12 protein-coding genes and 1 tRNA gene are annotated in these 15,672 nt (G+C 33.4%); 1 reads left to right on the forward strand and 12 read right to left on the reverse strand.

Features of this window, described 5'->3' with window-relative positions:
• Positions 1-25: 25 nt before the first annotated feature.
• From GKG41_RS12665 to GKG41_RS12675, 3 genes are read right to left on the reverse strand one after another with little or no spacing between them, the layout of a single operon-like run.
• A complete protein-coding gene (locus GKG41_RS12665; RefSeq protein WP_154259152.1) occupies positions 26-1,687 on the reverse strand; it encodes a hypothetical protein in 1,662 nt (553 codons plus the stop codon).
• Between the two features lie 16 nt (positions 1,688-1,703).
• Positions 1,704-3,518: a hypothetical protein gene (locus GKG41_RS12670; RefSeq protein WP_154259154.1), complete on the reverse strand. Its 1,815-nt coding sequence runs from the start codon at positions 3,516-3,518 to the stop codon at positions 1,704-1,706.
• Positions 3,505-4,512, reverse strand: a complete 1,008-nt coding sequence (locus GKG41_RS12675) for a hypothetical protein (protein WP_154259156.1) — start codon at positions 4,510-4,512, stop codon at positions 3,505-3,507. Before GKG41_RS12675 ends, GKG41_RS12670 begins: the two co-directional genes overlap by 14 nt.
• Before the next feature lie 138 nt (positions 4,513-4,650).
• Here GKG41_RS12675 and GKG41_RS12680 point away from each other — a divergent pair, with 138 nt between their 5' ends.
• Positions 4,651-5,280: a hypothetical protein gene (locus GKG41_RS12680; protein WP_154259158.1), complete on the forward strand. Its 630-nt coding sequence runs from the start codon at positions 4,651-4,653 to the stop codon at positions 5,278-5,280.
• A 61-nt stretch (positions 5,281-5,341) separates the two neighbouring features.
• Here the strand turns inward: GKG41_RS12680 and GKG41_RS12685 are convergent, their stop codons facing one another.
• From GKG41_RS12685 to GKG41_RS12725, 9 genes are all read right to left on the reverse strand, one after another.
• Positions 5,342-6,379, reverse strand: coding sequence for a tyrosine-type recombinase/integrase (locus tag GKG41_RS12685; RefSeq protein WP_154259160.1), 1,038 nt, complete (start codon positions 6,377-6,379; stop codon positions 5,342-5,344).
• Between the two features lie 47 nt (positions 6,380-6,426).
• Entirely contained in the window at positions 6,427-7,218 is a 792-nt protein-coding gene (locus tag GKG41_RS23525; RefSeq protein WP_154259162.1) for a phage regulatory protein/antirepressor Ant, read from the reverse strand.
• 268 nt (positions 7,219-7,486) lie between these two features.
• Positions 7,487-8,080, reverse strand: coding sequence for a hypothetical protein (locus GKG41_RS12695; RefSeq protein ID WP_154259164.1), 594 nt, complete (start codon positions 8,078-8,080; stop codon positions 7,487-7,489).
• Between the two features lie 8 nt (positions 8,081-8,088).
• Positions 8,089-8,367, reverse strand: a complete 279-nt coding sequence (locus GKG41_RS12700) for an HU family DNA-binding protein (RefSeq protein ID WP_154259166.1) — start codon at positions 8,365-8,367, stop codon at positions 8,089-8,091.
• 132 nt (positions 8,368-8,499) lie between these two features.
• Positions 8,500-9,624 carry a hypothetical protein gene (locus tag GKG41_RS12705; protein WP_243141016.1) on the reverse strand — a complete coding sequence of 375 codons (1,125 nt, stop codon included), beginning with the start codon at positions 9,622-9,624 and terminating at the stop codon, positions 8,500-8,502.
• 96 nt (positions 9,625-9,720) lie between these two features.
• Positions 9,721-9,924: a hypothetical protein gene (locus tag GKG41_RS12710; protein WP_347563291.1), complete on the reverse strand. Its 204-nt coding sequence runs from the start codon at positions 9,922-9,924 to the stop codon at positions 9,721-9,723.
• A 54-nt stretch (positions 9,925-9,978) separates the two neighbouring features.
• Positions 9,979-11,421: an MBL fold metallo-hydrolase gene (locus GKG41_RS23890; protein ID WP_347563300.1), complete on the reverse strand. Its 1,443-nt coding sequence runs from the start codon at positions 11,419-11,421 to the stop codon at positions 9,979-9,981.
• A gap of 260 nt (positions 11,422-11,681) precedes the next feature.
• A tRNA-Asn gene (locus GKG41_RS12720) sits at positions 11,682-11,754 on the reverse strand.
• Between the two features lie 796 nt (positions 11,755-12,550).
• Positions 12,551-15,292 carry a hypothetical protein gene (locus tag GKG41_RS12725; protein ID WP_243141017.1) on the reverse strand — a complete coding sequence of 914 codons (2,742 nt, stop codon included), beginning with the start codon at positions 15,290-15,292 and terminating at the stop codon, positions 12,551-12,553.
• Between the last annotated feature and the right edge of the window lie 380 nt (positions 15,293-15,672).

The following is a 15,672-nucleotide window of genomic DNA, read 5'->3' on the forward strand; positions in this document are numbered from 1 at the left end:
CCATTAAGGCCTTCAATTACTTTGTTCATTTTGTTGATGGTTTTGGTTGCTGATTACTTGCAGTAGCCTTTGTTTGGATAGTAGATTGATTATTGGAATCATTATCCTCTGGACGCCCAGTATTGTTTTTTGAGATTGTGTAACTCGTCTTATGTGGCTCATATTTGTCAAATATCCTATTTTCAACTTCTTCATCAAGCGTATTAAAATATGCATCAGGCGAAACACCAGAAGCTGCAATAAGAAACGTGTAGGAACCGCCTGCTTCCAGAAAAAGTGACTTCATCATATCAAAGAATTTCTGTCGATTCACAAGAGAAGTCGGCAAGTAATATACTTCAACTTTGTTTCGTTTGTCTTTTATAATGTTTTCGTTAATTACATAGTTTAATTCACTTTGAAGTTCTTGAATCCAGGAATATATCTGGGCATTAATTAGTTCAAGATTATTTTGTTGCGAAGAGTAATTGCCTGAACCAGAACCATTCAAGAGGCTACTGGCTATTCCTAAATCAAGAGATATTTTATCAGTCAAATTTGCTTCATTTTTTTCGTCAAAAATATCTGTGGCTTTTACATCTAAAGAATCAATTTTTGTTCCTGATGATACTGTAAAAAATGATGTCCCGCCTCGATTGTTTTTGGTTAATACTGCACTTTTTACTTTTTCATGCTGATCTTCTTGCTGAGTTCTTGTGAGTGCACAGCTTCCTTTATCTTTGCCCTCTGGAAGAGTTTGATAAATAATTTTATTGTTTAACTCACGGAGTACATTACGTTTTGTGTCAACAAATTCATCTTGGTATAAAATATCCGAGATAGCAGCAATAGCTAACGGTCTTCCCCAAGGTTCACTAATTTTGCATTTAATTTTGTGCGCAATTGTGTGTTTATTATCTAGAACAACCCAGCTATCAGATGCCCTTTTCCCTTTTTCCCACGCAAAGTAAGCTTCTCTAATTTCTGATGGATATTTTTTCAATTTCCGTTCTTTATTCTTTTGAGTGTTACATTGTTCATCGAAATACCTAAGATTAAAGGCGATTACATTTCTACTATTTTTTCGTCCCACAATTTTACAATACTCATACGGTAAGGGGACTAACGCCGCATTCATTCCAAGGTCATTGATCTCCATAATATTTTCAACATCAAAGTCATTCATATACTTATCATAATTTTTAAGTTTATTAGTGACCTCAAAATAATAGAAACACGTTCCTTCAACCATATCGGTAAATAGAGCATCACGGATAAATTGCTTATCACGAATGTTTTCTAGTGTTGATAACATTAAATCCTTATTTTTTGAAAGCTTACCTTTAGCAAACATCCTTTTCTTTCCATATACAACCCTATCTAAACAGGGTAATGCAACCATATAATCTATGGCATTAGTTACAACACCTTCAGAATTGTATACAAATTTTGATAGTTTGCGTGTGAGGGCATGATTTGTAATAGGATCTTTGATGATCATTTTTATTTCTTCTGGGGAAAAAGTAGAATATATATTACAACCAAATATAGAATCGAAATCAGAAATGGGAACTGTTCCAAAATAACTATTAAATTCATAGCTTTGATTTTGAACACTTGAAGAATTGGTTTCAGATATATTACATGCATTAGGATCTGCTTTGTTTTTTGGAGGGCGCCCCCTCTTACGTCTTATTTCTTCGGGCATGAGTCGCCTCCTTTCACTAATTGATTAAGGTTGAATATTCATATTCTGATGAAGAATTAGATTCATCCAGTTCTAGTTGATCTATAAAATATGAACCGTATGAACAACTCGTATATCTATCTTTTCTGTTTTTACCTTTTTCTTGAATTTTTATTATTCCAGTCTGTAGCATTTTTTCGTATTGCAGTTCTGCACATTCGCTTATCATTGCTTGTGTTTCTAGAAATGGTTTTTCAAATTCTATCTGACGTTCTACATCAATAGCTTCAGTATACTCTTTGTTGTTAGTTAGAATATCTTCTTTTGCTGTGTTGTAATTGACTAATAAATCAATTTTCCCCTCGATTAAATTTTTCCTGAACCCTATTGCAATATCACTATTAAGATTTTGAGTGGCATTTATTGCAAATATACATGCTTTTGCATTTGGATCAGAACAAACTTTAGCGTAGTCCTCATTATTCATACATTTTATCGGAGCATATTCTACTCCACGTTCTGTATCATATAGTATTTTTTGTAACGCATATAATATTTGAAGACCACCATTCCGAGTATCCAGTACAATATAATCTGCCTCAAAATCTACAAAAAGTTGCCTTATTCGTATTGCTTGTAATGTTGTATCACCAATTTGATTAGATTCGATATATGGATATTGTCTTCGATATCCCTGTTTTACTTCTACACTATTATCTTCATTTGTATAAGTCAGAGATTCTGGTATAGCTCTAATACAGGAATATACTGAATTATCATTTTGATTTCCAGCAACAAAAGCAATGTCATTGGATATAACTCTGATTTCATTATCTAATTTTGGTATAGCATATTTATTCTTTTTACCGGACTTGAAATCTATTATTGTATGTGGATAAAATACGTGTCTAGAAACTTGTCTATTAACAAGCATAGAATATGTAAAATAAGAGGATAAAGAATCTTTTACTTTTAGATTTAAGAACTCTATTTGCCATGTGGCGGGATCTTGTTTTCTCTTTTCTTTTACCATCTGCTCAATGGTTTTCAACTCATGCTTCAGTGCAATGCTTTCATCAAAAGCAAGCATCAGCCCGCCTTTATGCTTTTTCATCGCATCAAGTGCCTGATCAGATATTGCCCACATCCAGTTACCATCATCGTACCAGCTGGAGCTGATGTAAATATCTATAGGTTGTTCCTTTAATTGCTTATTATCTTTATAATCTGGCTTAAATAGGTATTTTGGCTTACGTGGTGTTTGAAATGGAGATATAACGGAGTCTTCTACTTTTTTTTTGATTTGCCTTGTTTCTTCTCTACAAATAGCATGACTACGGAGACCTCTTGCGTTCTCATTTGCTACAAACACGGTAATTTTTGAACCATTCCTAAATTTAACAAAAATGTCACTATTTCTTGTTGAATAATCATCAATCTCTCTTCTTAGAATAGGAGACCAATCGCATAGTTCATCTATAATCTTTTCTGATACAATAAGTTTTGCTTGCTTTTCTGTAGCAGCCCCTATCCTAAATTTTGTACCTTTATACAATAAACATCTTGCTACCGCATAGACAGCTACAATAAATGATTTAGCATCGTTTCGACTAGCTATTATACATATAAAATTTGATATACCCATCATATAAATAGTTATCGCTTGATATTCATATAAAGCGATTTTTAAGTAATCAATAACAAATCTGTGCATATTTCTTTTGAAAAATGTTCCCCATGCCAAAACATGCAAAACATTATTTTGATTACTTAAGAAATGTGTAGAAGGGAAATTTTTGTACAGATCAAGTTGATTTTTATCTGCATATTGAGACAAGCTATTCTTCTTCATATTCGTCAACCTCTGGGACAAAATATTCCTTATCTCTTATGTTACTTCCTGTCTCCAAATTAATCATAGGTCTAGTAATGTGACGCTCTACATATTCCCCTAGATGGTCAAAATCTTCATACAGTGCTTTGTTTTGGTAAAATTCTTCAGGAGTGTAATCAGAGATGAAACCAAGCGTCATACAGAACGTTTCATCATTGCTTGAATCTTTTTCTTCTACTGTTCTTAAACCTGCCTGTTTAAAGGTTTTAGAATATTGCTCAACGAGGTTACTATATTCTTTCGCATCGCCACTTTGTAGTGCACGTATCATTAACATGTTAAGATTGCAAAGAGATTTAATAAAGATTTCCTGATTATTGTCTGCGTTTGGATTGTTTTTCTTTAACATACGATAATGTTCATCCAGATTTTTATAGTCCATTTCAGTAAATCCTATCCCCCATCTATCAACAGCAGAGGCAGTTATTGATAATTCACTAGTTTTTACTTGTTCTTTAGACGTGATAATATTCTTTTCTTGTATTTCGTAATTGTGTTTTAACGTATCAATATACGTCTTTCTTCCACCGACGTTTAAGTTTTTCTTGGCGGCATAATGTGAAAGTCTTGTCCGATCTCGATGTCCTGATTCAACTTCCTTAGCAGCAATCAAAGGATTCTCTTCATATACCCAATCTGCTTGCTGACAAAAATGTCCTATTGCATGTTCTTGATTACCCATATATGCAGCGCATAATAAAAAATAGTATTTATCTGAACACTCTTTACACCAAGGTAAATATCCATCATTGGATTGAAATAAGGGACTATTCGACTTTTGAAAGTTGTTTTTTTGAGTAAAAAAGCCCTTTCCACAGCATGAACATTTATACCGATGTTTGTTTACATCAAATTGTTGTTTGCTTCTAGGAATATTAAAAATTATACTTGTATCTATTTGCTTTGGCGAGTTCATTGACTCACGTACTACGCTTTCTTTAGTATGAGCCATATGCTCACCACCTTTCTTTTATTTATTGACAGTTATGGTAGGTAGCAAAGAATTAAGGATGTAGGTTGACCTGGATATAGATGGTATAACAATTCGCTTTGTAGTATAATAGTGTGAAAGAATAGAGGAGGTACGTATATGAACTTTGAAAATATTATGAATAAAATTCTGCCGATTTTACCAGTATTACTTACTGGACTAATTACATTCTTAATAACAAAATATACGGTGAATAAAAACATACCATTGGATAAAATAGAAAAAGCTTATAATCGCATATATTACCCAATGTATAAGCTAATTAGAGAATCAGATATAGATAGCATAAACCAAACCACACTTCAAGAAAAAATGAATTACATATTATTAAAGTACGACAAGTATGTTAACCAAAGCACAAGAAATGTATATCTTATATATTTGAAAAGTTATCGCTCCCAAAATAGAAGAAGTAAGAAGTGCTTAGAGAAGTTTTGTAATAATATCATAGAATATAACGCAAAATATCGTCGCTTATTAGGGTATCCACAAGCTGATTTCTGGGAGGCTTGGAGGTATCTAAGTGTTAAAAATAAAAGAATTATAATTTCTTACATGGGCCTTATGATTGTTTATATACTAACTATATTGTATCAATATTTACAGTACCAGATACTCATAGATGCCATTTTTTGTGTTACAGCTTTTGGGATATTATATCTGTTATATATACTTATAATCAACGCTGTAAATTATATAATTAATTTTTTGGTGGATAAGCGCAATTAGCAGTAGAGTAGGGGAGTGCGATAATTACGCTCCCTTACTAACAAAGTAAATGGAGATTTAATTAGATGTCAGTTAATGAACCTTGTTTTATCTCCTTGATACCATTTTTTCCAAAGTACTTTCCAAATTCATCTTCGGCAGTGAGATCGTTATAGATTTTTAACATTTCTGAACTTGCCCACCCAAAAAATTCTTGAATAACATGAGATGGTAAATTCATTCTATGTAACTTAGTGCACGTAAAGTGACGTAAAGAATGGAGATAAAAATCTACACCTAAAATTTCTTCACACCAATCAACCCAAGTAGATGTATCTTTTCGCTGATTATATATACGGTTCTTATTTTTATCAACAGATACTGTTACAAACATCCAATCTGAATCAATACCTTTTTCTTCTCGCTCATTCATCCAAAGGTCAATATATGGCTTTGCTCCATATAAGACAAATTTGTTAAGAGGAGTTCCTTCTTTACCATGACCTTTTGCACGTACTTTATCTGTTTTCCACATAGATTCGTACACAAAATGTTCATCGTCAAAGAATACTGGCTTCATTTGTAACAATTCACCATGCCGCATACCTGAATAAGCAGCTATAGCAATGGCACAAGCGCATTCGAATTTCTTTTGCTCTACGAGAGTTGCTAGAAGATACTCAACTTGCTCGTCTGTTAATACAGTTTTCTCTCTACGTGCCACCTTAGCAGGATTCTCTATTTTTCTAACTATGGGTTTATAATTTTCGAACTCTGGTTCATCATCAAGAATATCTTGGATGTAATTAGAGAGAGATGATAGACAAGATTTAACACGTCTAATTCTACTAGAACCCCACCCCCAAGTATTAAGTGCATGATTTTGAAACTTCGCTACTTCTCGCTTTGTTAATTCTGGGAAGTATTTGTTATTATTAAAGTCCAAACACCACACCCAAAATATGCGTAAATCATTACGATAGGCCTGCAACGTCTGAGGACTTCTGTCAACTGATTGTAAATATTCTAACCAATCTTCGCCTAATTGTATGTTATTCGGATTTACTTTCTTCCACTTTTCTTCCGTTACAATATTATTATAAACTGTAAATCTTGACATTTTATCACTTCCCTTTAAACAAAAAGAAGTGATTAATATAATCACTCCTATTGAAAATCTTTCAGTAATTTCTCTGTAAAATAAATTTGACCTTTACCCGTAATTAGAGGCTTGTATGTAGTTATTGATTTACCATACCCATTATCGGTAACATATTCATCATAATCCATATATCCGCCAGATAAAGCTTTCTGAGTTGGCTTGTTTTTTAAATCGCCACAAACACATAGATAGTCATTATCCCTTAACCACTGGAATAATTTGTTTCTGCCAAACCTCTTGAAAAGTTCATTTTTTTGTAGTACGCCTGAAAATTTTCCAACAGATATAGAATTAACTGATGTATGTACTGCATCATGAAATCTAGCCTTGGGTTTTAATTCTTCATTTTCAGCGATGAGTGGAGCAGTAGCCAGTTCTATAAGTTTATTATGTGCCATAGCGACTTCCATTGGATCTTTACTAAAAAGCTTTAACTTTAATTTTTCTTCTTCGGAAATAATATTGCTTGACTTTAATGTTTCCTCCATCTTGTTGAAAGCCTCAATATACTTTAATTTCCATTCGAGCGCTTTCTTGCCTGTAAATCCCATGACCAAAAGCGAAAATCCGTCACGATTCATTAAATACTCGGTGTATGACTGCCCATTCTGTTCATGTATGTAACTTGATTCAATAAAAAGTGGGTGTCCACCATTTTGGGGAGACCCAATCAAGTCACTATACATACGTTTGATTTCCGACGTTAGTTTATCATGTCTTTTTCCAAACTTCTCAGAGATATCCCTACTACTTGTTACAACCTGTCCATTCATGTTTTGCAAATTTACTTCATTCACTTTTAATTTCCTCCAATTTATTATTTATAATTGAAGGCAGAGATAGGAGAGTATCAACCGTCCTACAAAACTCTTTATCAGATTATCCATCTGACCATATTTACTTATTCTCTGAACAAATGTAATTTTTACTACGTTACAAATCCCCCATAGAGAGAATTAGAGTAAGGCCTGTGCAAAATCGATATACAGTCGAAAGCACAATAAAAGAGCTTGCGAATAACTCACAAGCTCTAAAAATGAAATTATTATTTTGTTTTGATTACAGTTACAACTTAACACCAAATTTTTCGGCAACTTCATTTAAGATATCTATATCATTACTGAAATGTAAATATGCGGAGCTGCAAATAACACCATTTTCGCTTGTGGTCCAAGCTTTTGAAAAACCGCATGGCAAGCCTCTATCATTGTAGCTAATATGTACAGTCTCAATAGTGTTAGTACGATAACCGGGATCATCCACATCATCTTCAGCGATTGCAACCTCAAAAACATACTTACTCTCTACGTATTTGAGTAATGCTGAATTACACTCATCATGTACAAAGGCGACGTTTGAATATCCATAGAAATACATAGCTTCATGAAATTCATTTTTCTCATGCCACACTTTTTCAACAATAATTCCATCTTCGACAAGATACAGAACAAATTCTTTATCGTAGTTATCTACTTCAAAATCCTGTAACTCAATCTCGTTTCCTATAGGATAACCATTCACGATCAGGTTTTGTAACACTTGTTTGATAAAATCGTATTTACCATATACGCTAACGTAGTGGTTAGCTGTCTCATCTTCATATACTTCACAAACTCTTTTGGTAAAATCTAATACACTTTTAAATTCTAACCTTTTCAAATTATCACCTACTTTACATTTACTGCTTCTTTTAATTTATCCGAGGCCTTAAATTTGGGTGCTCTAGATGGGCCAATCAGCATTGATTGCCCAGTGGCAGGATTCCTACCTTCCCTGGCAGCTCGTTCTACAACCTCGAAACTACCGAAGCCTACCATCTGTACTTTATCTCCGGCAATAAGAGCATCTTTAACTGTTTCCTGGAATGCTGCTAACATAGCCTCTGTGTCTTTTTTGCTTAATCTAGTTTTATCTGCGATAGATGTAATTATTTCTGCTTTATTCATAAAAATCATTCTCCTTGTTTTTAATTTGTCATTCGCCACCAACCATTGCAATGACTATGGGGCAGCCACTTACTTGTTTTCAGATGAGAGCTGCCGGTGTTTATCTGTTTCGGTTGAAATTAATAGTAATAACTATTGGAATTTCACATCATACAGGCAATCTAACCCCTTTTCTGTGATCACTGCAACTAATTGTTCAGGTCTATTTCTTAAGCGGTTATCCATACAATAAGCATCTGAACCAGATAAACATCCTGCCTGAAGAACTTTAGAATCATAAACTGTCATCATTGCATTGGTATGGCGATGCCCACATAAATAAATATTGGGGCGGATACCAGTAAATAAGGTCAAATTAGGTATTGCCTTTTCCATAGACTCTTTGTCGCCATGACTACTGAAGACGGTTAAGTTGCGAATATTAAACATAGCAATAGATTGTTCTATTTTGTTTTTATGGCATATAATATTCTTAAAATTCTGCAGTTTTGCTTCTAAGAAAGGCAATACCAGATTATCCATATTTTCATTAGATATATTGTCTTCCTTTTTAGGGGAAAGTCGCCCGTGGTTCCCAGGAGCGATAAAGACATGCACATTATTGAAATGATAGCTAAGTTCCGATAAGAACTCAGATATGTAATTTGTTACACACAGAAACTGCTCAATCATATCCTGATTGTTTTCAATTCTAAGGGTTGGATGTATAAATCCAGATACTAATTCACTCAGAACCAAAAAAGCATTTTCCGATCCATGTCGTAGCTGTATCTCAAAAATTTTATCCAGATATTCGTTGAATCTTCTCTTTAAAACATCTTCATCGAATTTGTTCCAGAAGTTCTTTGTGCTAATGCCGGCGTGAACGTCAAAACAAGAAATTAGCAAATCATTATCTGTTTTCAAAACACCAGTAAATTGTTTGCTTTCGTCATATAAAAGAGGACTGCACTGATATTCAGAGATACTTCGCAATATTTGGTCTCTGTAGCTTTCTTTACGAGCCTCTTCACGGATAATGCGACGTAGCTCGTTTCTTTCATCCCGTGTTTTTACTTGTTCTTTGGCTAATTCTTGTTTTTGTATTTGTAATTCTTTAAGGTACTTATCTTCAGTCAGATTATTAAAAACTCCTGCCTCAAAATATCTCTTGGCTCCGGCATACGGCTTTCTATAGGCAGCTTCTTTGTATTCAACATCTTCTTCTCGAAATTCCTTATTCACTAAATCAGCGATCTTATCCCATTCTATATCCAATAGTCCAGCATCTTTTGCCTGGCCCAGTCTCCAGATATATTCTTCTTCTTTTTCGCCCGGTTTTCGTGTAGTATCAAATATAATTACTCACCACCCTTACACATCATCGGAATCGTCAATTTCAAACGTGAATTTGAAATCTACCGTCTCAACACCATCAGGAATCTTGTCAATGACATTTTGAGTGATATCTTCACCAGTATCTGTATTTACTAATCTCAAATCTTTTACAGAAAAATGTTTTAGTTCAATGATCCTTTTAGCTGGAGTAACTTTACTTTTTGTTTTTTTTAACATCAAACAATATTCTATCTTCCTTTCGTTATACAAAAATAGGAGAGTGGTGCTCTCTTTCTACAGATGAACTACCATATCTTTAGAACTACTTAAAACTCTATAAGTTCTATCATTCTTTGATATCGCATCTTGTAATTGCTTTCTTAATATTTCTTTTGCGTCTTGCGCCCCGTGGACCAGTATCAGCTTATTAGTGTTTAGTGACGAACCATATGTTACTAAGTCTTCATTATTAGCGTGAGAACTGAATGTGCTCATCGTAATACAATCAGCACGATTCGGTACTGGCTTCTTGTTTATGTTGATTGTCTTATGATCCTTGTAATTTTGTATCCGGTATGATAGATAACTAGGATTATTTCCTGTATATCCGCTAAATACAATCATAGAATTAACATCTCTCAAATATTTCTCCAAATATTTTACAACACGTCCATTTGTACAAAATCCAGAACTAGTAATTACAATCTTTGGAACATTATCAGCTATACAGGCTTGGGACTCGGATTTTTCCTTAATCAGTTTAAGATTTTTCCATGATGATACACTGCTCCATAAGCGCTTTGCATCTCCATTCAATACATTATCATAAACATTACATAATTCACACGAGAGCTTAGAATCTACGATAATATCAGACTTGAAATTTTCATCATTTCCGAAAATACCATATAGCTCTGTTAGTAATTCCTGAGTACGGCTAAAACTAAATGCTGGTAATATGAGTGAACCATTCCGTTCAAGAACTGTATCAACGGCCACTCGTAGATGCTCAGTGTCAAATGCGCGAGTCTTTTTATTGATTTTTTTAGGATTTCCGTACGTACTCTCCATGATTGCAAAATCAACGAAACCATTATATATTTCTGTATCAGGAACATAATGATTTTTTGTATTCAATGCACCAATATCACTAGAATATAGAATTTTACGACATTTATTCCCATCAGTTAGAAACAAAACGATTTGTGCAGCCCCGACACAGTGTGCATTTTTCAGAAGCATGAAACTCACCACGTCATCTATCTTATGAACCACATTATATTTATCATATATACAAAAATGGTCTAATGTATGATATACGTCTTCTTCGATATAAATGGGTTTATATTCACGATTATATCTTTTAGATAATACACGAGCTTCATCTTCAAGAATATATGCACAATTCTTTAATAGAGCATCTGCAATTTGAGCTGAAGAATCTGTAATGATTATCTTTCCGTGGAATCCTTCCTTACACAATCTTGGCAATAAACCGATATGATCAATGTGACTGTGACCCACAAACACATAATCAATATCTCTGGGATTGAATTTGAATTTTGCAGAGTTTATCTTGTAAGAATCAAGATAAGAATTGGAAACGCTTTGGTGTAACCCGCACTCCAATAATATTTGTTTGCCTCCGAATTTTATAAAAATACAGGAACCTGTGACATCGCATGAATTTTGTCCAATAAAGTATATGCCATCGGAGGTAATCTTTTTCTTAGCGATGGATTGTCACCGCCTTTCTTAATGATTTTGTCATTACTTGAATGTCTTAATAATTTTTTGCTTTCTAAAATGATTTAGCATATTAACTACTCTATCATTTTCTATGCAGTAATATTTACCACCGCATCCATAAGTCTTAAAAATTTCCTTTTGAAATTGGCATTTCTTGCTTATTAGATATTCCATTTCAAGTTTTGTTATTTGTAATATGTGTATTCACGTCCTTTGTTTTAAGTATTTTCTCCAGAGTAGGAGAGTAGCTGGCATACCCAGGCTTGAACTGGAAACCCCTTGGTTAACAGCCAAGTGCTCTACCAATTGAGCTATACGCCAAAGATACAAAATGACGATGCCACTATCAAAGCAGCACCGCCATCCGTTAGATTAAGATGAAAAGAAATGAATTTTTTTTGATTGCTCATTATAAACGCCTTTGATTCACAAGGACTCTTGTAATAGGAGTTAGAATCACTAAATCACTTCCTGAGCCTCGCATCCGTACCGTCTCGCTTGGTGTACTAAACGGGTTTCATCACGTTACGCAAGTTTTTTATACGGAATCACACCAACTAACCTATATCCGTATTTTAGACGAAAATTTGGTCATCACGACAACCTTCTATTAGTAATTCTCAAAATATCCATTAAGCTTTCGGTTGTAATATCTGGTCACTTTTGGTTTTGTCCATATTCTAGGCTTACAAAGAATATCATCATATGTATGAATTTCTTTTTCTGGAATATAATTACATTCTAAACTTAATCCGTCCATCAATTTTACATTCGTGCTTTCAGATGGAGTCGTAGAAGACAAGTAAGCGAAAACAATATTCTCTGCCGATTTGAAAACCTTTCGGACTGTCGCTACATTAATATCTTCTCGATCTGCTATTCGCTTGATTAATTCATCTTGTGTCAAAGTCAAATAGTATATTCCCTCCATTCTGTCGAATTCGATTTATGAATAACATATCTAATTTAGTAAGTAATAACATTGAGATTTCTCCTTTTGTTATTGTGGCGATATGCTGCTTTCCTATATAGCCACAAAACTCATTTTTAAATAATCCACTATAAATGGGTTTTTTAAAAAAAGGTAGTCCATTCATAGTGGTTGAAAAGGCTGGTTCTACTTTTGCAAACTATTGGCCTTGTAAATACGTTTAATTCTTTTATCTTCTTCGTGTTGACAATCTTTACATCTAGTGGTTTTTGTATTTAATTTATCAACTTCAACCCATTCTCCACAATCAACACACTGAATAAATTTAGTTTTTCTCACACTTATATTATTCTCCAGATTATTCACAATATATTGACCATAACAGAACCAAAAAAGTTGTTTATATCGTTTGCCCTTACCATACAAATATTCAACAAGCATATCAGCGATGGTTTCCTCGGAATATCCAATCCGACTAAACTCGTCACGAATCTTACATGCCACATAGCGCATATTGTCAATATACTCATCTTTCATATTTATCATATAACGATATTGTTTGTTAAGAATGTCGTATAAGTCAGACACTTCTTTACTACATACAATATTAGGATTTTGCATGAGTTTCGTATACTCTAACTTTCCTAAATTCATCCCTCTAGTATTAATTGGTTTGTTTGGTATTTTGTCGTATAATTTATTTACAAAACTTTCATTTCGAGGTTGCAACTGCCCATTGTCTTTATCTTTTGCATATTTGAAAAAAGCTGGAAGTTTTAGATTAGTATATTTAGAAACTACTGGTTGAAACCACTCTGCTCTTGCTGGCATATATAATGTTTTGGCTTGATCTATACTGAAGTTATTCTCCATGCATAAGAGTTTCACAATATCAATAGCCTCTTTCTTTTCTTCCTCAGTACCGTCTATAAACACTTCATGATTCCAAATTTTAGAAATATTATTGCTGTAAATTCCAATATTCCCACCAGTAAAGGCTTGGTTTAACCCAGCATATATTGTTTTATTATTCAATTCAGTAGGTTCCGCTTTCCGCATATTGTAATATAAAGGCACAATGCCATTCATATTGCGTTCCGCAATTCTAACAAAATTAGTATCGGCTACTACAAGACTTTTATCACCGTCTACATCGTACATCAAAATTTTACTTATCAAATCGTGCGTACTCGCGTACAGTCCATCTGTAACAAACCACTCTCGGATTTTTTCAACACGTTCACCATATACGTCATTTGCAATGTTAAACCTAATGGCATGTTCCTTGTATAAATGTGGACTTCTTAGACAATCCAATTTGTCAAAATGTTTGAATAGCCAACAAAATACCTCTTTATCATTAAGTAGACCATCTGGATTATCAATATGCCCAAACCAATATTCACAAGCAGCATAAAAATCAGGAAGTATAAATGTGTATTTACCAGCTACTTCTAATTTACCACTGCGATATTTTTTAAGTAGACTGTCTTTTATTTCTCTAATAACATCCTTTGCATATGTATCACTTAAAAGTGGTGGATATATCTTTATAGCTTTCTGAAATGCTGTCATATTCGTGTTGTATGGGGTAACTCCAAGAATATCTAACATGGTTTCCTTAGATGAGCATACATTGATAATACGCTCCACAGATCTTGATGCCAATAAATCAATTTCTTCATCAGTGATATTTGTTAACGTTTGCAACATCTGGTAATTAATCTTAGCATTTTTTATTCTATCTTCTTCAATATTACAACGTCCGGCACTGCAATGATATTTCTTATAGTATTCTTTATATTCGTTCCATGAATTGTAATACTTCGCCATCTTAAATTGACTTTTTGTAAAGATAACTTGAATATCTTCTTTAATCACATCATGTTCTTTTCCATAAATATCCTTGATAATTGGAGAGTAGTTGTTGACCTTGATGAATTTTATAAAATCAAATACGCCTAATAAGCCCTTAATCCATGGTGCTCGAAACATAAAATTTTTTCTTGATACAGAAGGTAACACCATTCCTGCTCCGTCTGTATGTGGTATTGGTACATAATCTGTTTTACTGGTAATAGAATAGTCCCTCTCGTCTACAAAATCATAAGTACCGTATACATCTGTTTCAAAATCATGAATAACTATAGACTTATTAATATCAAATTCTTTCCACTCATCAGTGGCAGAATTCGTTAATGCCATATATGCCAAGTGTTTATTTACATTGTTTCCACCTTTTTCGTTAATTCTATCTATAGTTAAACCACACATAATAGACTTTTCGATATTATCCCATATAGATTCTTTAATAAAAACTGCTTTTTTCTTACGAATTTGACCAGCTGATGATGTAAAATACTTATATTTTTCACCTTTATACATAAAACCGTAATAAGAAATATCTTTAAATACATCAAAATAATAAACTTGTACAACTAATAAAGTATCGGTTAGTTCATCTTTTTGTATTCCGATTGTTCTGGTAAGAGCTGACTCAAATACTGAAATAATGTTGTTGTCATGTAGTTCATCTTCTCTGATATACCGAATATGATCTTTCCCATTGGTTAATTCATTTTGCTCAACCTTATGTGACAATAATTTTAACAGTTTATCCTTTGACTCATTTGCCTTTTTACGTTTATGTACAATGAGAGAGTTCCACTTTATATATTCTTGAATAGTTTCGACATGCGACTCAAGAATATTTTTTTCTATTATTTCTGATTTATCGGCCTTGAATAATTTGATATCATCTGAAGAATACCCGTATTCCTTAAGTTTCTTTTCAAGCCTGGGGAGTTTGTTATTTATATAACTCATCTCTTTACGGTATTTACAATTCAAATCATGTAGATATTTCTCGTGATTACTATAAAAATGTCCTGTATCAACAGTGTACATGTTAATTTGAGTATCAAGCATTTGATTCACCTCCATGTACTAAATTGACTATAAATTTTAATTCCGTATTAATATATCGATAGTAATCTTTATAATCCCATTTTTTTGCACCATAAAACGGTACATTCATACGATATAGAGGTATCCCATGGCTTTGACAATATCTATCTTTCTGCCTATCTCGTTCAATGGCTTCCTGTCTCTGTATTTGCCTCGGAGCATTATATCTGCTTAACAATGTGACTTTATCTTCATGATAATCATGGACTTTATTCTCAAACCATTCATGGCTCTTTATCAAATGACCTATCTTTATTCCTCCCTTATTTTCATTTTTTAATCATATGTTGTGTGCGATAACACACTAATCCATAAAAGTAAACAGAAACCTCATCTATATG

It is taken from the genome of Lactonifactor sp. BIOML-A5 (assembly GCF_009677585.1).
Classification (GTDB): domain Bacteria; phylum Bacillota; class Clostridia; order Lachnospirales; family Lachnospiraceae; genus Lactonifactor.

What these genes read in the sequence shown, in the direction of transcription:
- GKG41_RS12665 (WP_154259152.1), bottom strand. Translation starts at nt 1,687, where the DNA reads ATGCCCGAAGAAATAAGACGTAAGAGGGGGCGCCCTCCAAAAAACAAA.
- GKG41_RS12670 (WP_154259154.1), bottom strand. Translation starts at nt 3,518, where the DNA reads ATGAAGAAGAATAGCTTGTCTCAATATGCAGATAAAAATCAACTTGAT.
- GKG41_RS12675 (WP_154259156.1), bottom strand. Translation starts at nt 4,512, where the DNA reads ATGGCTCATACTAAAGAAAGCGTAGTACGTGAGTCAATGAACTCGCCA.
- GKG41_RS12680 (WP_154259158.1), top strand. Translation starts at nt 4,651, where the DNA reads ATGAACTTTGAAAATATTATGAATAAAATTCTGCCGATTTTACCAGTA.
- GKG41_RS12685 (WP_154259160.1), bottom strand. Translation starts at nt 6,379, where the DNA reads ATGTCAAGATTTACAGTTTATAATAATATTGTAACGGAAGAAAAGTGG.
- GKG41_RS12700 (WP_154259166.1), bottom strand. Translation starts at nt 8,367, where the DNA reads ATGAATAAAGCAGAAATAATTACATCTATCGCAGATAAAACTAGATTA.
- GKG41_RS12725 (WP_243141017.1), bottom strand. Translation starts at nt 15,292, where the DNA reads ATGCTTGATACTCAAATTAACATGTACACTGTTGATACAGGACATTTT.